At 72.8% G+C, this 25,800-nt stretch carries 19 protein-coding genes and 1 riboswitch; of the genes, 15 read left to right on the top strand and 4 right to left on the bottom strand.

The features are described from left to right. Positions 1-49: 49 nt before the first annotated feature. A complete protein-coding gene (locus tag AB0D66_RS01105) occupies positions 50-1,657 on the top strand; it encodes a glycoside hydrolase family 13 protein (protein ID WP_362294697.1) in 1,608 nt (535 codons plus the stop codon). Between the two features lie 107 nt (positions 1,658-1,764). Here the strand turns inward: AB0D66_RS01105 and AB0D66_RS01100 are convergent, their stop codons facing one another. Then, positions 1,765-2,991, bottom strand: coding sequence for a citrate synthase (locus AB0D66_RS01100; protein ID WP_362294694.1), 1,227 nt, complete (start codon positions 2,989-2,991; stop codon positions 1,765-1,767). 70 nt (positions 2,992-3,061) lie between these two features. Here AB0D66_RS01100 and AB0D66_RS01095 point away from each other — a divergent pair, with 70 nt between their 5' ends. Together AB0D66_RS01095 and AB0D66_RS01090 are read left to right on the top strand one after the other, a co-directional pair. Beyond that, positions 3,062-4,213 carry a citrate synthase/methylcitrate synthase gene (locus AB0D66_RS01095; protein WP_362294691.1) on the top strand — a complete coding sequence of 384 codons (1,152 nt, stop codon included), beginning with the start codon at positions 3,062-3,064 and terminating at the stop codon, positions 4,211-4,213. A gap of 14 nt (positions 4,214-4,227) precedes the next feature. Next, positions 4,228-5,442, top strand: coding sequence for a GTP-binding protein (locus AB0D66_RS01090; protein ID WP_362294688.1), 1,215 nt, complete (start codon positions 4,228-4,230; stop codon positions 5,440-5,442). Here the strand turns inward: AB0D66_RS01090 and AB0D66_RS01085 are convergent. Continuing rightward, positions 5,439-7,493, bottom strand: a complete 2,055-nt coding sequence (locus AB0D66_RS01085; protein WP_362294685.1) for a restriction endonuclease — start codon at positions 7,491-7,493, stop codon at positions 5,439-5,441. The genes AB0D66_RS01090 and AB0D66_RS01085 overlap by 4 nt on opposite strands. A 108-nt stretch (positions 7,494-7,601) precedes the next feature. Continuing rightward, positions 7,602-10,058 (bottom strand): DNA topoisomerase IV subunit A, encoded by a 2,457-nt coding sequence (locus tag AB0D66_RS01080; RefSeq protein ID WP_362294682.1) that lies wholly within the window; start codon positions 10,056-10,058, stop codon positions 7,602-7,604. Positions 10,059-10,250: 192 nt separating this feature from the next. Between AB0D66_RS01080 and AB0D66_RS01075 the strand changes: the two genes are divergently transcribed. The 4 genes from AB0D66_RS01075 (at position 10,251) to AB0D66_RS01060 (ending at position 15,050) form a co-directional block, all read left to right on the top strand. Next, positions 10,251-11,600, top strand: coding sequence for a pitrilysin family protein (locus AB0D66_RS01075; RefSeq protein ID WP_362294679.1), 1,350 nt, complete (start codon positions 10,251-10,253; stop codon positions 11,598-11,600). A 20-nt stretch (positions 11,601-11,620) separates the two neighbouring features. Next, positions 11,621-12,988, top strand: a complete 1,368-nt coding sequence (locus tag AB0D66_RS01070; protein ID WP_362294943.1) for a pitrilysin family protein — start codon at positions 11,621-11,623, stop codon at positions 12,986-12,988. 193 nt (positions 12,989-13,181) lie between these two features. Then, a riboswitch (cyclic di-AMP (ydaO/yuaA leader) is annotated at positions 13,182-13,341 on the top strand. A gap of 12 nt (positions 13,342-13,353) precedes the next feature. Continuing rightward, complete coding sequence (locus tag AB0D66_RS01065; RefSeq protein ID WP_362294677.1) at positions 13,354-14,151, top strand: M23 family metallopeptidase; 798 nt, start codon at positions 13,354-13,356, stop codon at positions 14,149-14,151. Between the two features lie 221 nt (positions 14,152-14,372). Next, a complete protein-coding gene (locus tag AB0D66_RS01060; protein ID WP_362294674.1) occupies positions 14,373-15,050 on the top strand; it encodes a GntR family transcriptional regulator in 678 nt (225 codons plus the stop codon). Between the two features lie 225 nt (positions 15,051-15,275). Here AB0D66_RS01060 and AB0D66_RS01055 read toward each other — a convergent pair whose 3' ends face one another. Further along, complete coding sequence (locus AB0D66_RS01055) at positions 15,276-15,557, bottom strand: HPr family phosphocarrier protein (RefSeq protein WP_069922293.1); 282 nt, start codon at positions 15,555-15,557, stop codon at positions 15,276-15,278. Positions 15,558-15,741: 184 nt separating this feature from the next. Between AB0D66_RS01055 and AB0D66_RS01050 the strand changes: the two genes are divergently transcribed. From AB0D66_RS01050 to AB0D66_RS01015, 8 genes are all read left to right on the top strand, one after another. Further along, positions 15,742-18,615: a GNAT family N-acetyltransferase gene (locus tag AB0D66_RS01050; RefSeq protein WP_362294671.1), complete on the top strand. Its 2,874-nt coding sequence runs from the start codon at positions 15,742-15,744 to the stop codon at positions 18,613-18,615. A 51-nt stretch (positions 18,616-18,666) separates the two neighbouring features. Further along, positions 18,667-19,266, top strand: coding sequence for a DUF5998 family protein (locus AB0D66_RS01045; protein ID WP_362294668.1), 600 nt, complete (start codon positions 18,667-18,669; stop codon positions 19,264-19,266). Beyond that, positions 19,266-20,471 (top strand): nucleotide pyrophosphatase/phosphodiesterase family protein, encoded by a 1,206-nt coding sequence (locus tag AB0D66_RS01040; protein WP_362294665.1) that lies wholly within the window; start codon positions 19,266-19,268, stop codon positions 20,469-20,471. Before AB0D66_RS01045 ends, AB0D66_RS01040 begins: the two co-directional genes overlap by 1 nt. A gap of 61 nt (positions 20,472-20,532) precedes the next feature. Beyond that, positions 20,533-21,183, top strand: coding sequence for a thymidine kinase (locus tag AB0D66_RS01035; protein ID WP_362294662.1), 651 nt, complete (start codon positions 20,533-20,535; stop codon positions 21,181-21,183). Positions 21,184-21,615: 432 nt separating this feature from the next. Further along, entirely contained in the window at positions 21,616-22,578 is a 963-nt protein-coding gene (locus AB0D66_RS01030) for a Gfo/Idh/MocA family oxidoreductase (protein ID WP_362294659.1), read from the top strand. Beyond that, entirely contained in the window at positions 22,575-23,561 is a 987-nt protein-coding gene (locus tag AB0D66_RS01025; RefSeq protein WP_362294656.1) for a Gfo/Idh/MocA family oxidoreductase, read from the top strand. Before AB0D66_RS01030 ends, AB0D66_RS01025 begins: the two co-directional genes overlap by 4 nt. 301 nt (positions 23,562-23,862) lie before the next feature. Further along, on the top strand, positions 23,863-24,489 hold the full coding sequence (locus AB0D66_RS01020) for an NAD(P)H-dependent oxidoreductase (RefSeq protein WP_362294654.1): 627 nt from the start codon (positions 23,863-23,865) through the stop codon (positions 24,487-24,489). A gap of 53 nt (positions 24,490-24,542) precedes the next feature. After that, positions 24,543-25,736 (top strand): cytochrome P450, encoded by a 1,194-nt coding sequence (locus AB0D66_RS01015; protein WP_362294651.1) that lies wholly within the window; start codon positions 24,543-24,545, stop codon positions 25,734-25,736. Positions 25,737-25,800: the final 64 nt, after the last annotated feature.

The raw sequence follows: 25,800 nt of genomic DNA, 5'->3' as shown, positions 1-25,800 counted from the left end.
CCCGCGATCCGCACCGCCACGCCCGGCCGCCCCCGTGAAAGGACCCCTCGTGGCTGACTTTCCCCTGCCCGAAGACGCCGCCGACTGGTGGCGCACGGCCGCCATCTACCAGGTGTACGTACGCAGCTTCGCGGACGGCGACGGGGACGGCACCGGCGACCTCGCGGGCGTCCGGGCCCGCCTGCCCTACCTCGCCGAACTCGGCGTGGACGCGCTCTGGTTCACCCCCTGGTACCTCTCGCCGCTCGCCGACGGCGGCTACGACGTCGCCGACTACCGCACCATCGACCCCGCCTTCGGCACCCTCGCCGAAGCCGAGAAGCTGATCTGCGAGGCCCGCGCGCTGGGCATCCGCACCATCGTGGACATCGTGCCCAACCACGTGTCCGACCAGCACGCGTGGTTCCGGGCCGCCCTCGCGGCCGGCCCCGGCAGCCCCGAGCGGGAGCTCTTCCACTTCCGCCCGGGCCGCGGAGAGCACGGCGAACTGCCGCCCGGGGACTGGCCTTCGCAGTTCAACGGCGCCGCCACCTGGACGCGGGTACCGGACGGGGAGTGGTACCTGCACCTGTTCACCCCCCAGCAGCCCGACCTCAACTGGGACCACCCCGCCGTCCGCCGCGAGCACGAGGAGATCCTGCGCTTCTGGTTCGAGCGGGGCGTGTCCGGCGTGCGCATCGACTCGGCGGCCCTGCTCGTGAAGGACCCGGCCCTGCCCGACCTGGCGGGACGCCCGCCCGAGCCGTGGCCCGGCGAGACCCACCCGTACATCGACCGCGACGAACTGCACGAGGTCTACCGCTCCTGGCGCGCCATCGCCGACGAGTACGACGCCGTCTTCGTCGGCGAGGTCTGGCTGCCCGACTCCGAGCGCTTCGCCCGCTACCTGCGCCCCGACGAGCTGCACACCGCCTTCAACTTCTCCTTCCTCAGCTGCCCGTGGGAGCCGCGGCGGCTGCGCACCTCCATCGAGGAGACGCTCGCCGAGCACGCGCCGGTCGGGGCCCCGGCCACCTGGGTGCTCTGCAACCACGATGTGACCCGTACGGTCACCCGCTACGGGCGCGCCGAGACCGGCTTCGACTTCGCCGCCAAGGCCTTCGGGACCCCGACCGACCTGGCGCTCGGCACCCGGCGGGCCCGCGCCGCCGCCCTGCTGACCCTGGCTCTGCCCGGTGCGGTGTACGTCTACCAGGGCGAGGAACTCGGCCTGCCGGAAGCTGACATACCGCTCAGCCGGATCCAGGACCCGATGCACTTCCGCTCCGGCGGCACCGACCCCGGCCGGGACGGCTGCCGGGTCCCGCTGCCCTGGACCGCGCAGCCCTGGACCGAGCCCTGGCTGCCGCAGCCGGCGAACTGGTCGGAGTACGCCGCAGACCGGCAGGACGGCGACCCGGACTCCATGCTCAGCCTCTACCGGACGGCGCTCGGACTGCGCCGCGCGGCCGCCGGCTTCGGCGGCGGCTCGCTGGAATGGCTGCACGCCCCGCCCGGGGTACTGGCGTTCACCCGCCCCGACGGGCTGGTCTGCGTGGTCAACCTCTCCGAGGAGCCGGTACCGCTCCCGGCCCACACCCGGCTCCTGCTGGGCAGCTCCGCCCTGGACGACACGGGGCTGCTCCCGCAGGACACGGCGGTCTGGCTGCGGACCTGACACCGCGGCCGGACCGCCGGCACCCGCAGGGCGCAGCCGGGTCCGTCACGGCACCGGCCAGGCGCAGCCGGGTCCGTCACGGCACCGGCCAGGCGCAGCCCGGTCCGTCACGGCACCGGCCGGGGCGGGCGGGCCCCCTGGTACTGCCCGCTCGGCCGCATCCGCAGCGGCCGCTCCTGGTACTCCTCCAGCGCGTGCGCGATCCAGCCCGCCGTGCGCGCCACCGCGAAAACCGTCTCCCCGGCCTCCGCCGCCATTCCGGACGACACCGTCAGCACCGCCAGCGCCAGGTCCACGTTCGCGTGCAGCCCGCCCTGCCGGCCCATCACCGCGGCCACCTCGCGCGCGGCGCCCAGGGCGGGGGCCGCCTGCGGCAGTCCCTCCAGCCAGTCGAACAGGGCCCGTGCCCGCGGGTCCTCGCCCCGGTACAGCCGGTGCCCGAGCCCCGGTACCCGGCGTCCGGCCCGCAGGTACTCCGCCACCACGGGCGCGGCCGCGCCCCGCTCCAGCACCTCCACCAGCATCCGGTGCGCCAGGCGTCCGGCCGCGCCGTGCAGCGGTCCCTCCAGCGCGCCGAGCCCCGCCGACACCGCGGCGTACGGATGGGCCCGCGCCGACGCGGCCACCCGTACGGCCAGGGTGGAGGCGGCCAGGTCGTGGTCGACCAGCAGCGCCAGCGCCAGGTCGAGGGCGGCCAGGGCGTCCGGCTCGGGCTCCTGCGCGGTGAGCCGCGACCACAGCCGCCGGGCGATGCGGGCGTCCCCGGCCCACTGCTCCGCTCCCAGCACCGGCAACGCGCCGACCAGCGTGGGGATCAGGCAGCGCGCGGAGCCGAGCACGGCCTCCTCGGACAGGTCGAAGCGCAGCGGGTCCGCGACGGCCGCGGCGGCGACGGCCACCCGCAGCCGGTCGAGCGGCCCGCTGTGCCCGGGCAGGGCCGCCACCGCCCGGCGGGCCGCGGCGAGCGGTTCCGGGGGAGCGGTGAACCGCGCCCCGTGGACGAGGCTCCCCGTCCAGAGCCATTCGGCCACTTCCTCGTAGCGGTACCGCGAGGCCAGGGCCACGGCGTCCACGCCCCGGAAGTAGTAGCGGTCGGCCTCGATGAGCGTGAGGGAGGTGCGGACGGAGAGCTCGCCCGGGGGCGGGGACGCCGCCTCGCGGCGGCTGCGCCGGGCGAGCTCCTCCACCTCGGCCGCGTCGAAGGTGCTGCCGCGGCCGACCGGGTCGCGGCGGCTGGTCAGCTGGCCCCGGCTCACGTAGGCGTACACGGTCGCCGGCTTCACGCCGAGCAGTTCGGCGGCCTGCCGGGTGGTGAGCCGTCGCTCTTCGTTCATGCACGGCAGCTTACGTAAGTTGATTCAATCAATATTGACAACGATTCCATCAATCATCGATGGTCGATGCATGAACACCACCACCGCAGTGCCCCGCGGTCTCGCGGGAGTCGTGGTCACCGAGACCGAACTCGGTGACGTCCGGGGCCGTGAGGGCTTCTACCACTACCGCCAGTACTCGGCCGTCGAGCTCGCCGAGAGCCGCAGCTTCGAGGACGTGTGGCACCTGATGTTCCGCGGAACCCTGCCCGTGGACGCCGCCGCCCGTGCCGCCTTCGCCGCGGAGACCGCCCCGCTGCGCCGGCTGCCCGCCGGGGTGCGGGACGCCCTCCCCGCCCTCGCCCGGGCTTGCGCACTCTCCGGACCCCTCGCCGGTCTGCGCACCGCGCTCTCGCTGCTCGGCGCGTCCGCCGGATTCCGGCCGGTCTACGACCTCGGCCCGGAGCGCCGGGCCGCCGACGCCCTGGCCGCCTGCGCCGCCGTACCGACCCTGCTCACCGCCCTGCACCGGCTGGGGCAGGGGCTGGAGCCGGTGGAACCGCGCGAGGACCTCCCCTACGCCGCCAACTACCTCTACATGCTGACCGGGCAGGAGCCCGACCCGGTCAAGGCCCGCGCGATAGAGCGGTACCTGATCTCCACCATCGACCACGGGTTCAACGCCTCCACCTTCACCGCCCGTGTGATCGCCTCCACCGGCGCCGACGTCGCGGGCTGCCTGACCGGCGCGATCGGGGCGCTCTCCGGCCCGCTGCACGGCGGCGCCCCGAGCCGGGCCCTGGACACGCTGGACGCCATCGGCACCGCGGACCGGATCGGCCCGTGGATCCGCGGGCGGGTCCTGGCGGGGGAGCGGATCATGGGCTTCGGCCACCCCGTCTACCGCACCGAGGACCCCCGCTCGCGCATGCTGCGGGACATCGCCCGCGGGTTCGGCGGCCCCCTGGTGGACTTCGCGGTCGAAGTCGAGCGCCAGGTCGAGGAGATCCTCGCCGAGCTCAAGCCGAGCCGGGAACTGCACACCAACGTGGAGTTCTACGCGGGCGTGGTCATGGAACTGTGCGGGCTCCCGCGCGAGATGTTCACCCCCACCTTCTGCGCGGCCCGCGTGGTGGGCTGGAGCGCCAACATCCTGGAACAGGCCACCGACTCCAAGATCATCCGTCCGGCCGCCCGGTACACCGGGCCCACCCCGCCGCAGCCGGTGCCCGCGCTGGGCTGACTACGATCGACCGGGTGAACAGCAGGCAGCCCATCCCCGTCGTCGTCCTCGCCGGATTCCTCGGATCCGGCAAGACCACCGTGCTCAACCACCTCCTCGCCCACCGGGCCGGCACCCGGATCGGGGTCGTCGTCAACGACTTCGGGTCGATCGAGATCGACGCCATGTCGGTGGCCGGCCAGGTCGGGGACTCGATGGTCTCCCTCGGCGGCGGCTGCCTGTGCTGCGCCGTCGACGGCAGCGAGCTCGACGCGTACCTGGACAAGCTCGCCGCCCCCGTGCACCGCATCGACGTGATCGTCATCGAGGCGAGCGGGCTGGCCGAGCCCCAGGAGATGATCAGGATGCTCGTGGCCAGCGAGAATCCCGCCGTCCGCTACGGCGGGATGGTGGAGGTCGTGGACGCGGCGGAGTTCGACGCGACCCGGTCCCGGCACCCGGAGACCGACCGGCACCTCGCCGTCGCGGACCTGGTCGTACTCAACAAGACCGATCGGGTGGACGCCGCGGAGCGGGCCCGCATCGAGGGCCTGCTGGCCACCCTGTGCGCGCCGGGCATCCCGGTCGTCGGCGCCGACCACGGGCGGATCGACCCGGAGCTGCTCTTCGACCGGCGGCCGTGGACCGAGACCCGCGGACAGCTCTCCTTCGAGGACCTGCTCGCGGAGGCCGAGGACCACGACCACGACCACAGCGGGCACGCCCATGCGGCGTACGAGAGCGTCGAGTTCGTCTCCGAGCAGGCCCTCTCCCCGCGCCGGTTCATCGACTTCCTCGACCGCCGCCCCGCCGGGCTGTACCGGATCAAGGGCTTCGTCCACTTCGGCGTCCCCGGCCACGAGGAGAAGTACGAGGTCCACGCGGTGGGCCGGTTCCTCCGCTTCGCCCCGCAGCCCTGGGGGCGGGGCGAACCCCGGAGCTCGCAGCTGGTCCTGATCGGCTCGGGCACCGACGGCCCGGGCCTGCTGCGCGAGCTCGGGGCCTGTCGCGAGGAGGCGCCGCACGAGCTCGGCCCCGAGAGCATGTGGGGGGTGCTGCGGTACGTGGCCCAGCCGGCGCGGCCCGCGCAGCCGGAGCCCGGAACGGCCGGGGCCGGGGCGCAGGCCGTGGACCCGAGCCAGGCCGAGCGGGAATCCGAGCGCCAGGCCGAGTCCGAGCGCCAGGCCGAGCCCGAGTCCGAGCCCGACTTCGAGCCCGACTTCGAGGACGAGCCCGAGCCCGGGGGCTAGGCGACCTCGACCCCGTACTCGCGCAGCAGGTCCTCCAGCCCGCCCCGGTAGCCCTTGCCGCCGATCACGAAGTCCCAGTCGCCGTTGGCCCGGCGCCGGAAGGAACCGAGGACGAGCGCGGTCTCGCCGGCCCTGCCGTCCGAGACCTCCAGCTGTCCGGCCTCCGCGCCCGCCGCGTCGAGGAGCCGGATCCGGGCGTCGGTGAAGCCGGCCAGGTCGGCGTGCGGATCGGCCTCCGGGTCGATCGCGGCCACCAGGACCAGCCGGTCGGCCTCGCGGGGCAGGGCCTCGAAGGTGACCTCCAGCGCGGCCTTGTCGGGCGCCGTGTGGGCGCGGGCGCGCACCGAGCCGTCCGGCGTCCCCGGGTTGTTGAAGAAGACGAAGTGGTCCTCGCTCAGCACCCGGCTGCCGGTGCAGACCAGTGCGCACACGTCGAGGGCGACCGCACCCGACCACGACATGCCGAGCACGTTGTGCTCCGGGGAAGGGGCGGGCTCGGGGGCCCGCTGCGCGGGGATGCCCGCCGGGCCGCCGCCGAGGCGGCCGCGCAGCCCGTACTGGTGCAGCAGCTCCACGAGCTTGTCCCCGGGAACCAACTCCAGCGGCTTGCCGTTGGCAAAGGTGTACGACCCCGGCCCGAAGGACGCGGTGGTGACCAGCACCCCCTTGTTCGCCCCCTTGTCCTGGACCGTGCCGTACAGGTCGCGTACCGCCGTGGGCGACACCGTGTTCCGGTAGCGCTTGACCTGCACCACGATCCGCCCGCCCGTGATCGGGGACGGGTCGTTCGCCTCGATGTCCACCCCGCCGTCGCCCGACCGCTGGGTGGTCAGCGCCTCCATGCCCATCGCCCGGAAGAGCTCGGCCACCAGGTTCTCGAAGGCGATCGGGTCCATCTCGAACAGGTCGGGCTCGTCCTGCCCGCCGCCCGCGTGCCCGCCGTGGCTGACGACCCCGCCGCCGACCTCGTCGGGCCGGCGCCCTGGACGTACCGCGGTCAGCTGGTCGGGCCGCGCCGACAACTGCCCCCGCAAGCCCTCCACCAGGCAGTCCACCGCGCTGACCTGCTCCAGCCGCAGCCCTTCGAAGGCGGACCGGGCCGCCGACAGGGTGGCGAGCACGAGCTGTGCCTCCCGGCCCGTCACCGGATCGTGGGCGTCCACGAAGCCGTTGACCACCACGGAGTCCAGGACGCCGAACTCGTCCGCCGCGTACAGCTCGTGCACCACCAGCAGGACGCACTGCGCCAGCAGGTCCCGGTACAGGGCCCGCCGCTGCCCGACCGGGCGGGCGGTCTCCTTGTCCTGGCCCGTGCTCTGCACGTACCGCACCGACTTGGCCTCGGGCACCACCGCGTACCCCGGCAGCTCCCAGTCCAGCACCAGCTGGCGGGCCCCCGGGTCGTACGCCGCCGCCACCTGCCTCGGCAACTGCCCGGGCCAGGCCGTGGAGGCGTACAGGGCGGCCGAGAAGTACTCCACCACGACGTCGGCTTCGCCGGCCCGCAGCGACCCGGCCAGCGCGGTGAGCCCCGAGTTGTGCGCGCGGATCGCGGCCAGCTGGTCCGCCGCCCAGCGGTCGTACTGCTGCCGGTACGCGGCCAACTGCTGCAGCCGCTGCGCCTCCGCGGCGTGCGCGGCCTGCCAGGCCCGCGTGTACCGGGCGTGCGCCTCGCGCTCGGCCTGCGCCCGCCGGTTCGAGCCGAGCGTCCAGCCCGCGCTCTGCTGCTGGAACTGGTGCAGCTCCGGCATCGGCACGGGATGCGCCAGGGTGCCCGGGGCGAAGGGTTCGAGCTGCTCGGACCGGACCAGCCCGGCCATCCGGAACGCCGGTGCCCGGCATCCCGCGGCCAGCAGGCCCTGCAGGGCGGCGACTTCGGCCTCGATCCGCTCCGTACGCCGCCGGGCCTCCGCCTCGCGGTACTGCCGGTCGGCGGCCCGCTGCTCCCGCAGCCGCCGCTCGGCCTGCCGCTGCTGGATCTGCTGCGTCTGCTGCATCCGGCGCTGGGCCTCCGCCCAGTCCCCGATCACTCCGCCCGCGCGACGACTCATCAGCTCTGTTCTCCCCGCCCCACCGCCAGTGCCAAGAGGGAAAACACTAGTCGCCCTTCGGGTGGTACGTCCCCTGCCGGGCGTACCACCCGAAGGGCGGCACGCGTCCTACAGCGCGCCCCCGGCCAGCGCCGCCACGGTGGCGGGCAGCGCGGCCCCCGAGCCGTCGCGGCGCGGGTCCACGGCCGGCAGCGCGGCCGGAGTGCCGTTCGCCGCGGCCGCCCGGACCGGCGCGTTGCCCGCCCAGGCCAGCACCAGTACGTCCTCGCCCTTGAGGAACCGCTGGCAGCGCACGCCGCCGGTGGCGCGGCCCTTGCGCGGGTACTGGTCGAAGGGGGTCAGCTTCCCGGACAGCACCGAGTCGTCCAGCGTCCCGTGCGAGCCCGCGACGGTGAACACCATCGCGTCCCGCGCCGGGTCCACGGCGGAGAAGTGGATCACCTTGGCGTTCTCCGCGAGCTTGACGCCCGCCATGCCGCCCGCCGGGCGGCCCTGCGGGCGCACCTGCGAGGCCGGGTAGCGCAGCAGCTGGGCGTCGTCGGTGAGGAAGACCAGGTCCTCCTCGCCGGTGCGCAGCTCGACCGCGCCGACGATCCGGTCGCCCTCCTTGAGGGTGATGACCTCCAGCTCGTCCTTGTTGGCCGGGTAGTCCGGCACGACGCGCTTGACCACGCCCTGCTCGGTGCCCAGCGCCAGGCCCTGCGAGGACTCGTCCAGCGAGGTCAGGCAGACCAGCTTCTCGTCCGCCTCCAGACCGGAGAGGAACTCCGAGACCGGGGCGCCGCCCGCCAGGTTCGGCGCGGCGTGCGTGTCGGGCAGCTGCGGCAGGTCGATCACCGACAGCCGCAGCAGCCGCCCGTACGAGGTGACCGCGCCCACGTCGGCGCGGGCGGTCGCCGCGACCTGCGAGACGATCAGGTCGTGCTTGGCCCGGCCGCCACCCTCCTCCTCCGGCAGCGGATCGCCGTTCGCGGTCCGCGCCAGCAGGCCGGTCGAGGACAGCAGCACGCGGCAGGGGTCGTCCGCGACCTCCAGCGGGACGGCCGCCACCGCCGTGCCGGCCGACTCCAGCAGGACCGTACGGCGCTCGGTGCCGAACTTCTTGGCGACCGACGCCAGTTCCGCGGAGACCAGCTTGCGCAGCTCGGTGTCGGAGTCCAGGATCCCGGTCAGCTCGTCGATCTCGCCCGTCAGCCGGTCGCGCTCGGACTCCAGCTCGATCCGGTCGAAGCGGGTGAGCCGGCGCAGCGGGGTGTCCAGGATGTACTGGGTCTGGATCTCGCTCAGCGAGAAGCGCTCGATGAGGCGTTCCTTCGCCTGCGCCGAGTTGTCGCTGTCCCGGATGAGCCGGATGACCTCGTCGATGTCGAGCAGCGCCACCAGCAGGCCCTCGACCAGGTGCAGGCGGTCGCGCCGCTTGCCGCGGCGGAACTCGCTGCGCCGCCGGACGACCTCGAAGCGGTGGTCGAGGTAGACCTCCAGCAGCTCCTTGAGGCCGAGCGTGAGCGGCTGCCCGTCCACCAGCGCCACGTTGTTGATGCCGAAGGACTCCTCCATCGGCGTCAGCTTGTAGAGCTGCTCGAGCACGGCCTCCGGGTGGAAGCCGTTCTTGATCTCGATGACCAGGCGGAGGCCGTGCGAGCGGTCGGTGAGGTCCTTGACGTCCGCGATGCCCTGGAGCTTCTTGGAGCCGACCAGGTCCTTGATCTTCGCGATGACCTTCTCGGGGCCGACCGTGAAGGGCAGCTCCGTGACGACCAGGCCCTTGCGGCGCGCCGTGACGTTCTCCACCGCCACCGTCGCGCGGATCTTGAAGGTGCCGCGGCCGTTCTCGTACGCGTCCTTGATGCCCGAGAGCCCGACGATCCGGCCGCCCGTGGGCAGGTCGGGGCCCGGCACGAAGCGCATCAGCGCCTCCAGGTCCGCGTGCGGGTAACGGATCAGGTGGCGGGCGGCCGCGATGACCTCGCCGAGGTTGTGCGGGGGCATGTTGGTGGCCATGCCGACCGCGATCCCGGACGCGCCGTTGACCAGCAGGTTCGGGTAGGCGGCGGGCAGGGCTACCGGCTCCCGCTCCTGGCCGTCGTAGTTGGCGGTGAAGTCGACGGTGTCCTCGTCGATCGACTCCGTCATCAGTGACGTGGCGTCGGCCATCTTGCACTCGGTGTAACGCATCGCGGCCGGCGGGTCGTCGTTGCCGAGCGAACCGAAGTTGCCGTGGCCGTCGACCAGCGGCAGCCGCATGGAGAAGGGCTGGGCCATGCGCACCAGGGCGTCGTAGATCGACGCGTCACCGTGCGGGTGGAGCTTGCCCATGACCTCGCCGACGACACGGGCGCACTTGACGTAGCCGCGGTCGGGGCGCAGACCCATCTCGTTCATCTGGTACACGATGCGGCGGTGCACCGGCTTCATGCCGTCGCGGGCATCGGGCAGGGCACGGGAGTAGATCACCGAGTACGCGTACTCGAGGAAGGAGCCCTGCATTTCGTCGACGACGTCGATGTCGAGGATCTTCTCCTCGAAATCCTCCGGCGGCGGGGTCTTCGTGCTGCGGCGGGCCATCGCTGCGCGGCTCCTTAACCAAGAATGGGTGTGCTGGGGGTCTGACGCGGACCATTGTGGCCCGAGGCACCGACAACCCGGACTCCGACCCCAGGGGGTGACCCGGGAACTTATCCGGTCGCCGTCGCGCTTGCATACAGTGGCAGGTCTGACGGAAATCTCTGCATCGCGTATCGAAGGGACCACATGCCCATGGGTCACACGGCCACAGCCCAGGCCGGCTCCGGCGGCCTGACAGCGACCGAGCACCGGCTGGCCAACGGCCTGCGCGTGGTGCTGTCCGAGGACCACCTGACCCCGGTCGCCGCGGTCTGCCTCTGGTACGACGTCGGCTCGCGTCACGAAGTCAAGGGGCGTACCGGCCTGGCTCACCTCTTCGAGCACCTCATGTTCCAGGGCTCGGCGAACGTGCCGGGCAACGGGCACTTCGAGCTGGTCCAGGGCGCTGGAGGATCCCTCAACGGCACCACCAGCTTCGAACGAACCAACTACTTCGAGACGATGCCGACCCACCAGCTGGAGCTCGCGCTGTGGCTGGAGGCGGACCGGATGGGTTCGCTGCTGGCCGCCCTGGACGACGAGTCCATGGAGAACCAGCGCGACGTCGTCAAGAACGAGCGCCGCCAGCGGTACGACAACGTCCCCTACGGCACCGCCTTCGAGCGGCTGACCGCCCTCGCCTACCCCGAGGGCCACCCGTACCACCACACCCCGATCGGCTCCATGGCCGATCTGGACGCCGCCTCCCTCGAGGACGCGCGCGCCTTCTTCCGCACGTACTACGCGCCCAACAACGCGGTCCTGTCGATCGTCGGCGACATCGACCCCGAGCGCACCCTCGCGTGGGTCGAGAAGTACTTCGGCACCATCCCGTCGCACGACGGCAAGCAGCCGCCCCGCGACGGTTCGCTGCCCGAGGTCATCGGCCGCGAACTGCGCGAGGAGATCGTCGAGGAGGTCCCGGCGCGCGCGCTGATGGCCGCCTACCGGCTCCCGCACGACGGCACCCGCGAGTGCGACGCCGCCGACGTGGCGCTGACCGTCCTCGGCGGCGGCGAGTCCTCGCGGCTCCACAACCGCCTGGTACGCCGCGACCAGACGGCCGTCGCCGCCGGTTTCGGCCTGCTGCGCCTGGCCGGAGCGCCCTCGCTGGGCTGGCTGGACGTCAAGACCTCCGGCGGGGTCGAGGTCCCCGACATCGAGGCGGCCGTGGACGAGGAGCTCGCGCGGTTCGCCGCCGAGGGCCCGACGGCCGAGGAGATGGAGCGCGCCCAGGCACAGCTCGAGCGCGAGTGGCTGGACCGGCTGAGCACGGTCGCGGGCCGGGCCGACGAACTGTGCCGGTTCGCGGTGCTCTTCGGCGACCCGCAGCTGGCCCTGACCGCCGTCCAGCGGGTCCTGGCCGTGACCGCCGAGGAAGTGCAGGCGGTGGCCGCGGCGCGGCTGCGCCCGGACAACCGCGCGGTGCTGGTCTACGAGCCGCTGGCCGGCTCCGAGGGGTCCGCCGGGAACGACGACGAGAACGAGGGGGCGGAGCAGTGAGCGACACCGCAGCCGTCACGATGACCTTCCACCCGCGCCCGCAGGCCGGCGAGCCGCAGCCGTGGGCCTTCCCGGCCCCCGACCGCTCGGTGCTGTCCAACGGCCTGACCCTGCTGCGCTGCCACCGGCCGGGCCAGCAGGTGATCGCGGTCGAGGTCAACCTCGCCGCCCCGCTGGACGCCGAGCCCGAGGGCCTGGACGGCGTGGCGACCATCATGGCCCGCGCCCTGTCCGAGGGCACCGACAAGCACTCCGCCGAGGAGTTCGCGGCCGAGCTGGAGCGCTGCGGCGCCACCCTCGACGCGCACGCCGACCACCCGGGCCTGCGGGTCTCGCTGGAGGTCCCGGCCTCCCGGCTGCCCAAGGCGCTCGGCCTGCTCGCCGAGGCCCTGCGCGCGCCGGCCTTCGCCGACGCCGAGGTCGACCGGCTGGTGCGCAACCGGCTCGACGAGATCCCGCACGAGCTGGCCAACCCGCAGCGCCGTGCCGCCAAGCAGCTCTCCAAGGAGCTCTTCCCGGCGGGCCTGCGCATGTCCCGCCCGCGCCAGGGCACCGAGGAGACGGTCGCCCGGATCGACTCCGCGGCCGTACGCGCCTTCTATGACGCCCACGTACGCCCCGCCACGGCCACCGCGGTGGTCGTCGGCGACCTGACCGGCATCGACCTGGACGAGGTCCTCGCCGACACCCTGGGGGCGTGGACGGGCAACTCCGCCGAGCCCCTTGCGGTGCCGCCGGTTACCGCCGACGACACCGGCCGCGTGGTCATCGTGGACCGGCCCGGCGCGGTCCAGACGCAGCTGCTCATCGGCCGGATCGGGCCGGACCGGCACGACCGGGTCTGGGCGGCGCAGGTGCTCGGCACGTACTGCCTGGGCGGCACCCTGACGTCCCGCCTGGACAAGGTGCTGCGCGAGGAGAAGGGGTACACGTACGGCGTGCGCGCCTTCGGCCAGGTGCTGCGCTCCACCGCCGACGGCCGGGGCGCCTCGATGCTCGCCATCAGCGGCTCGGTGGACACCCCGAACACCGCCCCGGCGCTCGAGGACCTCTGGAAGGTGCTGCGCACCCTCGCCGAGGGCGGTCTGACCGACACCGAACGGGACGTGGCGGTGCAGAACTTGGTGGGCGTGGCCCCGCTCAAGTTCGAGACGGCCGCCTCGGTCGCGGGCACCCTGGCCGACCAGGTCGAGCAGGAGCTGCCGGACGACTACCAGGCGCAGTTGTACGCGCGGCTCGCCGAAACCGGCACGGTGGAGGCGACTTCGGCGGTCGTGAACGCCTTCCCCGCGGACCGGCTGGTCACCGTGCTGGTGGGTGACGCGGCGCAGATCGAGGAGCCGGTGCGGGCCTTGGGGATCGGCGCCGTGAGCGTCGTCACCAACTGACCCCGGCGGCGGCACGACAAGGCCCCCTGGCGGACATGTCCGCCAGGGGGCCTTTTGTCCGTTTAGTGGCGAGGTTGCTTTTATGTGGTGTGGCGTACGCAACAAAAAGGCGCGTCTGTTTGGCGATTGACTGATGATCCGCCTAGCGTCACCTGTGCTGTCCGTCAGTTGTACCCGCCGCACCCGCGGCACCGGACAGCGATCGCCGAGTCCCCGTCAGGCGCGAGCCTGGGGAGCCGGGGACCCACATAAGTCCCTGGGGTGAATCGGACCGCCTCGCAAGAGGAGGCCCGTAGGAGACCTTCCTGCTCCGAACCCGTCAGCTAACCCGGTAGGCGAGAGGGAAGGAAAGGATCAGCCCCTTCATGGCGTTTGGCAGTCGTGCCGCCGGTAAGCACCGTGGTTCCAGCCGTTTGAGCCGCAAGACCGCCGGCTACGCCGGCATAGCCGCCCTCGCCACCACTGGTGTCGTCGGCTCCCTCGCCGCTCCGGCCTTCGCCGCGGACAACAGCAACAACCACTCCACCTCGGACAACGCGCTCGGCGCGGTCGTCGTCTCCGAGGACCTCGCGGGTGACATCGAGGACCAGGCCGCCTCCCAGCAGCGTGCCGCCGAGCACGCCGCCGCCAAGGCGCAGGCCGAGGCCGACGCCAAGCAGCGGGCCGCCGAGGCCAAGCGCCTCGCCGAGGCCAAGGCGAAGGCCGAGCGCGAGGCCGCCGAGCGCGCCGCCCGCGAGGAGGAGCGCAAGCGCCTCAACACCTTCGTCTCCCCGCTCGACGGCTCGTACGTCAGCACGCAGTACAAGGCGGGCGGCGGCATGTGGTCCTCCGGCAGCCACACCGGCATCGACTTCCACGCCGCCTCCGGCAGCACCGTCCGCGCGGTGGGCGTCGGTGTCGTGGTCGAGGCCGGCTGGGGCGGCGCGTACGGCAACAACGTCGTGATCAAGCACAACGACGGTACGTACACCCAGTACGGGCACATGTCCTCGCTGAGCGTCTCCGTCGGCCAGCAGGTCACCCCCGGCCAGCAGATCGGCCTCTCGGGCTCCACGGGCAACTCCAGCGGCCCGCACCTGCACTTCGAGGCCCGCACGGGTGCCGACTACGGTTCGGACATCGACCCGATCGCGTACCTGCGCTCGCACGGCGTCAGCCTCTGACCCGCACCCCACCGCTTCACCGAAGGCCCCGGCTCCCCGAGCCGGGGCCTTCGTGCTGCTGCGCCGGATACGCAATTGTCATTTCCGGACGCTCTCGGAAATCATCGTGTGTTGCAATAGAGTCGCAGCACGCGCCGGCATGTCTCGGATATGCGCGGCAGCGGGCGCGGCCGGCGTGGCAGCCGGGTGGCGGTCGAATCGGAAATAGCGGAGGTCCGGTCTTGCGTATTCCCGCGCACGCGGTATGCACAGCGATCCGCGACGACATCGTCTCCGGGGTCTTCGAGCCGGGCGGCAGGCTGACCGAGGAAGTGCTGGCCCGCCGGTACGGAGTCTCGCGGGTCCCCGTGCGCGAGGCGCTGCGGACCCTGGAGTCGGAGGGCTTCGTGACCACGCGGCGGCACGCGGGCGCCTGTGTGGCCGAGCCGACCGAGCAGGAGGCGGCCGACCTCCTCGAGCTGCGAATGCTGCTGGAGCCCCTGGCGGCCGCCCGCGCGGCCCGGCGGCGCACCGAGGCCCACCTCAAGGTGCTGCGCGGCCTGGTCAGGCTGGGTCAGGAGCGGGCCAGGCGGGGCCAGGGCGAGGATCTGCGCTCACTCGGCGGCTGGTTCCACGAGACCCTCGCGCAGGCCTCCGGGAGCCCGGGCCTGATCGCGCTGCTGACGCAGATGCGGCACAAGCTCGCGTGGATGTACGTGGTGGAGGCCCCGGTGCGGCCGGTGGAGTCCTGGGCCGAGCACGGGGCGCTCGTGGACGCGGTGGCGCGCGGGGACGCGGAGCGGGCGCGGACGCTGGCGGCCCTCCACGCCGACCGGGCGGCGGGCGCGCACCGGCCGCGGGTGCGGGCGGCCGTGAGCAGTTCGCAACCTGCCGTAAACATGTCGAGCGGCCGTCATTAACAGGGGCCGTATATACAAAGGAGCGGTATTCGTGCGCCACTGCCGGAATTCGGGGTGGCGTGAATTCGGTGCGCCGAATTCATGCGGCGCGGCGTCGAATTCCCCTGCGTGAACGCGGAAGCCGCGGCCCCCGGATGGCGGGGCCGCGGCTTCCGCGTGCGGACCGGGCGGGCCGTGTGGGCCGTTTCCGGTCGTGCGGGGCGACGGGGTGTCGAACCCGAAGGGTCAGACGGTCTCGGGGAGCTCCTCGAGACCCTCGGCGACCAGCTTCGCGAGGCGGTCGAGTGCCGCCTCGGCGCCGTCGGCGTCGGACGCGAGGACGATCTCCTCGCCGCCCTGGGCGCCGAGGCCCAGGACCGCCAGCATGGAAGCGGCGTTGACGGGGTCGCCGCCGGCCTTGGCGATGGTCACCGGGACGCCGGAAGCGGTCGTCGCACGGACGAAGATCGAGGCGGGACGAGCGTGCAGGCCCTCGGCCCAGCCGACGTTGACGCGGCGCTCTGCCATGGTGATGCCCTTCAGGTTCTTACGGTTGTCTAGACCAGTCTCTCACGACGCCCGGAATGCTCGGAACGACCTTAGGCCCGAATCCTCCGCCGTTCGACCTTCCCCAGCTTGCACCGTTTTGCCCCCGTGTGCCTGATGCGCCGCGCGCACGCTGCCAGGCGGTTTCCGGCCGTAAGGTAGGCCCATGACCACCGAGTCGGACCCCTCGTACCCGGCCCACTGGGAGGCGGACGTCGTCCTGCGCGACGGCGGCACCGCCCGGATCAGGCCGATCACCCCCGACGACGCCGGCCGGCTGGTCAGCTTCTACGAGCAGGTCTCCGACGAGTCCAAGTACTACCGCTTCTTCGCCCCCTACCCCCGGCTCTCCGACCGGGACGTGCACCGGTTCACGCACCACGACTACGTGGACCGGGTCGGCCTCGCGGCGACCATCGGCGGGGAGTTCATCGGCACCGTCCGCTACGACCGCATCGGCGCCGACGGGCGGCCCGCCTCCGGCCCCGCCGACGAGGCCGAGGTCGCCTTCCTGGTCCAGGACGCCCACCAGGGCCGCGGGGTGGCCTCCGCCCTCCTCGAACACATCGGCGCGGTGGCCCGGGAGCGGGGCATCCGCCGGTTCGCCGCCGAGGTGCTGCCCGCCAACACCAAAATGATCAAGGTGTTCACGGACGTCGGCTACCAGCAGAAGCGCAGTTTCGAGGACGGCTCCGTCCACCTCACCCTCGACCTCGAGCCCACCGCCGAGTCCCTCGCCGTGCAGCGCGCCCGCGAACAGCGTGCCGAAGCCCGCTCGGTGCAGCGGCTGCTCGCCCCCGGCTCGGTCGCCGTGATCGGAGTCAGCCGCTCCGGCGGCGGCGTCGGCGCCGCCGCCCTGCGCACCCTGCGCGACAGCGGCTTCCACGGCCACCTCTACGCGGTCAACGAGGAGGTCACCCGTGACCTGCTCGACGGCGTCCGGGCCTACCGCACCGTCGACGCCATCGGCGCACCCGTCGACCTCGCGGTGATCGCCGTCCCGGCCGACCGGGTCCCCGAGGCCGTGGCGGCCTGCGGCGACCACGGCGTCCAGGGGCTCGTGGTGCTGTCCGCCGGATACGGGGAGAGCGGCCCGGCCGGACTCGCCCGCCAGCGCGAACTCGTGAGGCAGGTGCGCTCGTACGGGATGCGCCTGATCGGGCCCAACGCCTTCGGGGTGATCAACACCGCGCCGGAGGTGGAGCTCAACGCCTCGCTGACGCCCGCCCCGATGCCGATGCGCGGCCGGACCGGGCTGTTCACGCAGTCCGGGGCGATCGGCATCGCCCTGCTCTCCGCCCTGCTGCGCCGCGGGGAGGGGCTGTCCTCCTTCGTCTCCGCCGGGAACCGCGCCGACGTCTCCGGCAACGACATCCTCCAGTACTGGTACGACGACGAGGCGACCGACGTCGCCCTGCTCTACCTGGAAACCCTCGGCAACCCGCGCAAGTTCACCCGCCTCGCCCGCCGGACGGCCGCCGTCAAGCCGGTGGTCGTGGCCAAGGGCGGCCGCCACACCCCCGCCGGGCACGTGGTCCCGGGCACCCGGCTGCCCGAGGCCACCGTCTCCGCCCTGCTGCGGCAGGCGGGCGTGATCCGGGTCGACACGGTGACGGAGCTGGTGGACGTCGGCCTGCTGCTGGCCTCGCAGCCGCTGCCCGCCGGACCGCGCATCGCGGTCCTCGGGAACTCCGAGTCCCTCGGGGTCCTCACCTACGACGCCTGCCTGACCCAGGGCCTGCGCCCGCTGCCGCCGCTCGACCTGACCACCGCGGCCTCGCCCGAGGACTTCCGTACGGCGCTGGCCGCGGCGCTGGCCTCCGACGCCAACGACGCGGTCGTCGTCACCGCGATCCCGTGGGTGAACGAGCAGGCGCCGGCGGAAGACCTCGCCCGCGCGCTGCGCTCCGCGGTGGCCGGGCATCCCGGCAAGCCGGTGGCGGTCGTCCACGTGGAACTCGTCGAACTGGCCGAGGCGCTGGCCGCTCCGCCGAGCCCCTCGGGCTCCGCCCCGGGCCCGGGCCCGGGCCCGCAGGCGCCGGACGGGCGGCACGCCCCGCACGCCCCGCACGCCCCGGACGTGCCGCACGGGCCGTACGCACCCGACGTGCCGGGCGCGGCGCCGGGGGGCCTCCCCGCGCCGTCCGCCCCCCACGCCCCGGCTCCCGGCAGCAGGATCCCGAGCTATCCCGCAGCGGAGCGGGCCGTCAAGGCGCTGGCCGAGGCCGTCCGGTACGGGCAGTGGCGGCGGGCCAACGCCGAGGCCGGCCACGTGCCCGAGTACGAGGACATCGACGAGCCCGGCGCCGCCGCCCAGCTGGCCGCCCTGCTGGCCGACGTCGACGGCGGAGCCGTGCACACCCTGGCCGAGTGGGACGCCCGCGAGCTGCTCGGCCGGTACGGGGTCCGGGTCCTGCCCGCCCTGCCCGCGCCCAGCCCCGACGCGGCGGTCCGCGCCGCCGGGATCCTCGGCTACCCGGTCGCCCTCAAGACCACCGCCCCGCACCTGCGCCACCGGGCGGACCTGGGCGGCGTACGGCTCGACCTCAGGAACGAGGCCGAGCTGAGACGCTCGTACGAGGAGCTCACCGCGCTGCTCGGGAAGCCGGCGGAGCTCCAGCCGGTGGTCCAGTCGATGGTGCCCCGCGGGGTCGACACGGTCGTCCGCTCCGTCATCGACCCGGCCGCCGGCGCCGTCCTCTCCTTCGGACTCGCCGGCGTCGCCTCCGAGCTGCTCGGGGACACCGCCCACCGCCTGGTCCCCGCCACCGACCGGGACGCCGCCGGACTGATCCGGTCCATCCGCGCCGCACCCCTCCTCTTCGGCTGGCGCGGCAGCGACCCCGTCGACACGGCCGCCCTGGAGGAGCTGCTCCTGCGGCTGTCCCGGCTGGTGGACGACCACCCGGAGGTGATCGGGGTCTCCCTGGAGCCCGTGGTGGTCGCCCCCGAGGGCCTCTCCGTGCTCAGCGCCACCGTCCGCGTCGCGCATCCGCCCGCCCGCGGCGATCTCGGGCCGCGGACCCTCCCCAGTTACTGAGCGGGTCCGGGCGCGGCCGGGATGCCCCGTACGGGCCTTAGGATGGGCCTCATGGCGAAATCCGGTACGACGACCCAGGGGCTGCGCACGGCGATCGAGCGCAGCGGCTACTACCCGGCCCTCGTGGCCGAGGCCGTGGAGGCCGCGGTGGGCGGCGAGCCGATCTCGTCGTACCTGGTCCACCAGGAGACGACCTTCGACTCCAACGAGGTCCGCCGCCACGTCACCGTGCTGGTCCTGACCGGCAACCGCTTCATCGTCAGCCACACCGACGAGCAGGCCGCGGACGCGGGGTCCCCGTCGCCGTACGCCACCACCTCCACCGAGTCGGTCAAGCTCTCCAGCATCTCCTCCGTGGTGCTCAGCCGCGTCGTCGCCAACCCGGAGTCCTACACGCCCGGCACCCTGCCCCGCGAGGTCGTCCTCACCATCGGCTGGGGCGCGGTCTCCCGGATCGACCTGGAGCCGGCCGCCTGCGGCGACCCGAACTGCGACTCCGACCACGGCTACACCGGCAACTCCACCGCCGACGACCTCAGCCTGCGGGTCAGCGAGGCCGGCGACGGCCCCGAGGCCGTGCGCCAGACCCTGGTCTTCGCGCAGGCGCTCTCCGAAGCCACGGCGGCCACGTCCGCCCCCTCCGCCCGCTGATGACGTACCCCGCGGCGCAGAACTGGCAGGACGAGCCGGAGCTGCTGGACCTCGCGGCCGCCCCCGTCCCCGAGTACGGCACGGGCTCGCTCGCCGACCTGCTGCCCACCCTCGTGGCCGGCCAGGGCGTCCCCGGCTTCTCCGCCGCCATCGCGGAGCTGGCCCCGGCCGACCGGAACTGCGTGTTCCTGGTCGACGGCATGGGCTGGGAGCAGATCAAGGCCCACCCGGACGAGGCCCCGTACCTGACCTCCCTGCTCGGCAGCTCGCGCGGCGGCACCGGCCGCCCGGTCACCGCGGGCTTCCCCGCGACCACCGCCACCTCGCTGGCCTCGGTCGGCACCGGCCTGCCGCCCGCGCGGCACGGCCTGCCCGGCTATGCCGTGCGCAATCCGGCCACCGGCGAGCTGATGAACCAGCTCCGCTGGCAGCCGTGGACCCAGCCCAAGGCCTGGCAGCCGTACCCCACGGTGTTCCAGCAGGCGGACGCGGCCGGGGTGGCCACCGCGCAGGTGTCCTCGCCCGCCTTCCAGACCACCCCGCTCACCAAGATCGCCCTGAGCGGCGGCACCTTCCTCGGCCGGATGACCGGCGAGGAGCGGATGGACCTCGCGGCGGACCGCCTCGCGGCCGGCGACCGTTCGCTGGTGTACACGTACTACAGCGAACTCGACGGGGCCGGCCACCGGCACGGGGTGGACTCCGACGCCTGGCGCGGCCAGCTGATGTACGTGGACCGGCTGGTGCAGCGGCTCGCCGAGCAACTGCCCCCGCGGACCGCGCTGTACGTGACCGCCGACCACGGCATGGTGGACATCCCCTTCGACGAGGAGTCGCGGATCGACTTCGACGAGGACTGGGAGCTGAGCGCAGGCGTGGCCCTGCTCGGCGGCGAGGGCCGGGCCCGGCACGTGTACGCGGTACCGGGCGCCGAGGCCGACGTCCTGACCGTGTGGCGGGAGGTGCTCGGCGACCGGTTCTGGGTCGCGAGCCGCGAAGAGGCCCTGGAACTGGGCTGGTTCGGGCGGCCCGGGGAGTGCGACGAGCGTGTGCTCGGCCGGATCGGCGACGTGGTCGCGGCCGCCCAGGCCGATGCCGCCATCACCGCCTCGCGCAACGAGCCCAACGAGTCCGCGCTCGTGGGCATGCACGGCTCCATGACCGCCGCCGAGCAGCTCGTCCCGCTGCTCGAGATCCGCACCTGACCCGATCCTCACCGGTTCCCGTCCTTCCTCCTGCCCACGACCCGAAAGGTCCCGTACTTCCATGCCCGAGCTGGTGTTCTTCTCCGGAACGATGGACTGCGGAAAGAGCACCCTGGCGCTCCAGATCGCCCACAACCGTGACGCGCGCGGGCTCCAGGGCGTGATCTTCACCCGCGACGACCGGGCGGGCGAGGGCAAGCTGTCCTCGCGCCTCGGGCTGGTGACGGAGGCGGTCGAGGCGCCGGAGGGCATGGACCTGTACGCCTACCTGGTCGCCCAGATCTCGGCGGGCGGCAAGGCGGACTACGTGATCGTGGACGAGGCGCAGTTCCTCGCCCCGGAGCAGATCGACCAGCTCGCGCGCATCGTGGACGACCTCGACATGGACGTCTTCGCCTTCGGCATCACCACGGACTTCCGCACGAAGCTCTTCCCGGGTTCGCAGCGCCTGATCGAGCTCGCCGACCGCCTGGAGCAGCTCCAGGTCGAGGCCCTGTGCTGGTGCGGGGCGCGGGCCACGCACAACGCCCGCACGGTGGGCGGGGAGATGGTCGTCGAGGGCGAACAGGTCGTGGTCGGCGACGTGAACCGCCCGGCGGAGGAGATCGGCTACGAGGTCCTCTGCCGCCGCCACCACCGCAAGCGCATGACCTCGTCCTCGGCCCGCGCGGGTGCGCTGTCGCCGGACGTCCTGCCCGTCAACCACGGCTAGCGCGCTGCACGCTCGCCCTCGCCCCGTGTGACACCGCCCGGCAGTCCGGAAGCAGCGTCTGAAACGGGTCCGGGGCCGACGGCAGTCGTGGAAGCCGGTCGAGGATCTCCGTCAATCCGTGGCGAGCCATGCCCGCCTGAGATTGCCCAGAGCCCAGCAGCGTGCTGGGGACGCCCTTGGGCGGTTGACCACATCTTGGCTTCAGACCGGAGGCCTCCGTAGAAGCCTCGGCAGAGGGGGCGGCTGAGACTACCCACGCTGGTGATGGTCCCGCCGGGTGGGGCGGGCGAGACTGATCGGACTTCAGACGTGCTGGGCGTCGGCTGCCGTGCCGGGGCTGCGCCCGGCCGAGGGCTCCCGTAGCCGGGTCGCCTGTCAAGACGATCGGGAAGAAAGGCTGGGGATGCCATGCGGCAACTTGAAGTGGCATTGATGGGAGCCGGACTGATCGCACGTTTCCATCTGGACGCGTGGGTCACCGTCGGGGCGTCCGTGCGGGTCTACTCCACCGACGGCCGGGCCGAGGAGCTCGCGCGCGAGTTCGGTGCCAGGGCCGTCGGTTCCCTGGAGGAAGCGCTGGACGGTGTGGACGTCGTGGACATCTGCACCCCGACCAGCACCCACCACGAGATGGCCCTGGCCGCCATCGCCGTGGGCGCGGGCGTGGTGTGCGAGAAGCCGCTGGCCTCCACCACCGCCGAGGCCGAGGAGATCGTCGAGGCGGCGGAGCGGGCCGGGGTGCGGCTCTACCCGACCCACAACGTCCGGTTCGCCCCGGCGTACGGCCGGCTCGGCGAGCTGGTGGCGGCGGGCAGCGTGGGCGCGGGCACGGTCGCCCGGTTCACCGTCGCCGGCTACCACCCGCGGCCCTGGAGCGGGACGGCGTCCGCCCGGTCGGGCGGGATCGTGACCGACCAGATGCTGCACGGCGTCGACCTCGCGCAGTGGGTCTTCGGGGACGTGGTGCGGGTGCACGCCTACTACCAGGGTGACATCGCCGCGCCGGCCCCCACGGGAGCCGTCGGGGTGGGAACCGCCGTGCTCACCCACGCCAGTGGCGCGATCAGCCAGGTCGTGAGCCGGTGGATGGCCACCCCGGTGCCCCCCTACCGCCTCACCTGCCACGTCTCGGGTACGGGCGGGACGGTGGTCTACGACTCCGAATGGCCCCAGGAGATCCAGGGGTTCGGCGGCACGGCCGGGAACCTCGCGCACTTCGGGGAATCGCCGTTCGTCTCCATGATCCGAGAGTTCGCCCAGGGGTTCACGGGCGGGCCCGAGCCGCGTCTGGGGGCGCGGGACGGCCTGGCCGCCATCCGCATCACCCAAGCCGCCGCGGAGTCCGCCTGGACGGGCCGCGCCGTGGAACTGACCGTGAAGGGGGCCGCCGCATGAAGGTCGCCGTGTTGTCGTTCGCCCATGAGCGCGCCGCGACGTACGCCCGGCTGCTGCGCGACATGCCCGGCGTCGACCTGGTCATCGCGGACCCCGACGGAGCGCCGGGCGATCCGGCCCGGGGCCGGGCCGTGGCCGGGGAGCTGGGTGCCTCGTACGCGGGCGGCTGGGACGAGGTGTTCGTGCTGCGCCCCGACGCCGTGGTGGTCACCAGTGAGGTCGACCGCCGCCGGGAACTGGTCGAGCGGGCGGCCGAGGCCGGCGCGCACGTGCTGGTCGAACAGCCGATGGCGGCCAAGGAGTCGGACGCCGAGGCCATGGTGCGCGCCTGTGCGGACGCGGGGGTGGGGCTGAGCCTGGCCTCGCCGGCCTGCTTCAGCCCGGCGTTCGCCGCGGTGCGCGAGGGGATCGCCGACGGCGAGGCCCTCGGCAGGCTGACGACCCTGCACGGGTCCTACAACAGTCCCGGAAGCGGGGCGGCGGGGGACCGCGGGGCGCTGGCCGCCCATGCGGCGGTCCTGCTCGACATGGTCGACGCGGTCCTCGGCGGAGAGCCGGCGCAGCAGGTGTACGCGCAGACGAACAGCGTCCTCAGCGGGGCACCGGGCGTCGAGAGCGCGGCCCTGGTCTCCGTGCGGTACGCCAACGGGGCGGTCGCGTCCATCGACTGCAGCTGGAGCCTGTCGACCGACGAGGCGGCCCGCAGCGGACCGGCCATGACCCTCATCGGCGAGAAGGCGAGCGTGGAGTTCAACGCCCGCCCGCGGCTGCTCGGCGGGTTCGACGTCGCCACCGGCGGCGAGCGGTGGGAGTCCGGCGGCGGCGACCTGTACGCGGCCATGCTCGGCGCGTTCCTCGCCGCGGCCGCCGAAGGCCGGGGGGCCGGCCCGGACGGTGCGGCCGGGCTGCGCACCCTGCGCGTCATCGAGGCGGCCTACGCGTCCGCGCAGACGGGCCAGCCCGTCGATCCGGGCGTCTCCTGAGCCTCCGGCCGTGTCGAAGCCGTCGTCGCTTTCCGGAGCGGCGGCGGCTTTTCCCTTTCCCTTTCCTCTTTTGCATCGCAATACGCTCGGGGAATGAATGAGCTCCGCTACAACAGTGCTCGAAGCGGGTGGAGTTGCCGTTCCGTCCCTACCAGGCTGAGGGATGTCCTGCCGAGATGGCCGGATCTAGTGTGGCCCCAGAGGATAAAGGCGGCCCCATCGCGACGCATCGACGAAATCGACGGTCTGTCGCGGGACGCGTAGACCCACATTTCTTCTTCGATCGTTAAGGGGACCCCGGATGTCGCACCTCCTGCACATTGACTCGAGCATCGGAACCGATTCCGTTTCGAGGCAGCTGTCGGCCTACTTCGCCGAGGAATGGCGCAACAGCCACCCGGGCAGCGGCTATTCCTACCGCGATGTCGTGGCCGAGCCGATTCCGCACATCACGCACCCCGTGCACCAGTCCCTCGTCTACCCGGACGGCGACCACGGCCAGAGCGCCGAGGAGCGCGAGCTCACGGCGGCGATCACCGACGAGCTGCTGGGGGCGTCCACGGTCGTCCTCGGCGTCCCGATGCACAACTTCTCGATCCCGTCGACGTTCAAGGCGTGGCTGGACCGCGTCGTCCACCCGGCGCACATGTCCATGCCCGGGAAGACCAGCCCGCTCAGCGGCAAGTCGGTCGTGGTCATCCAGGCGCGCGGCGGCTCGTACGCGCCCGGCACCCCCCGCGAGGACTTCGACTTCCAGGAGCCCTACCTGCGCGCGGTGCTGGAGTCCATCGGCCTCGGGGACGACCTGACGTTCGTGACCGCCGAGCTGACGATGGCCGCGCACGTTCCGCAGATGGAGCAGCTGCGGCCGCTGGCCGAGACCTCCCTGGCGACGGCGTACGAAACCCTCAAGAAGCTCGCCGCCTAGGCCCGGCCGGGTCACACGGGGCTACCGACATCATCTCGAGTGAGAAGGATTCCATGAGCGACGCAATTTCCTTCGAGGACCACTGGGCGCGAACCCATCAGTTCGATCCTCCTGCGATATTCGATTCGCTGCGTGAAGAACGCCCGCTCGCGAAAATGGTGTACCCCGACGAGCACGTCGGCTGGCTCACCACCAGTCACGAGCTGGCGCGCAAGGTCCTCAGCGACCCGCGGTTCAGCCACAACATGGAAACCTGTCACTTCCCGACGACCCACTGGGGAGAGCTGACGCCGAACTCCCCGGAGATCCCGGGGATGTTCATCTACATGGACCCGCCGAACCAGACCCGCTACCGGCGTCTGCTGACCGGTGAGTTCACCGGCCGGCGTGCGGCCCAGATGACCTCGCGCGTCGAGGTGATGGCCGACGAGCAGATCAAGGTCCTGCGCGAGCGCGGCGGGACCGCGGACCTGGTGGAGGACTTCGCCGAGCCGCTGGCCCTGCGGGTGGTGTGCGAGGTGGTCGGCCTGCCCTACGACGAGCGCGACCGCTACGCGCACGCGCCGAAGATCATGCACGACCCCGAGTCGAAGATGGAGGAGGTCGGCCCCGCCTACGAGCAGGCCCTCGCCTACTTCTTCGAGCTCATCGAGCGGAAGCGGCAGCAGCCCGAGGACGACATCCTCAGCCGCCTCATCTCGGACGGTCAGCTGACCGACGAAGAGATCTGCAACATGGTCGCCCTGCTGCTCTTCGCGGGCTTCGGGACCACGGGGCCCGCGCTGGCCGTGAGCGCCTTCGCCCTGCTGCACCACGAGGACCAGATGGCCGAGCTCCGCGCCGAGCCGTCGAAGCTCGACGGCGCGGTCGAGGAGCTCCTGCGCTACATCACCATCAACCAGTACGAGATCTTCCGCACCGCGCTGGAAGACGTCGAGCTGAACGGCGAGACCGTCAAGAAGGGCGACACCGTCACCGTGTCCCTTCCCGCGGCCAACCGCGACCCGGCCAAGTTCGGGTGCCCCGCGAAGCTGGACATCGACCGCGACACCTCGGGCCACATGTCCTTCGGCTACGGCGTGCACCAGTGCCTGGGCCAGAACCTGGCGCGCGTCGCGCTGCGGGTCGGCCTGTCGGCCCTGCTCCGGGAGTTCCCGGACCTCCGGCTGGCCGTCGCCTTCGACGAGGTGCCGCTGAGCCTCAAGGGCTCCGTGTTCGGGCTGAAGAGCCTGCCCGTCTCCTGGTAATTCTTTCCCTTTTTTCTCCGAAAGGAACTGCGGCATAGTGCGCACCGACCTGATCAAGCCACTT

This window comes from Streptomyces sp. NPDC048270 (genome assembly GCF_040652335.1).
In the GTDB taxonomy this organism is placed as follows: Bacteria; Actinomycetota; Actinomycetes; order Streptomycetales; family Streptomycetaceae; genus Streptomyces.
Note: the sequence above shows the minus strand (reverse complement) of the source record. Positions and strands in the feature narration are given on the sequence as shown.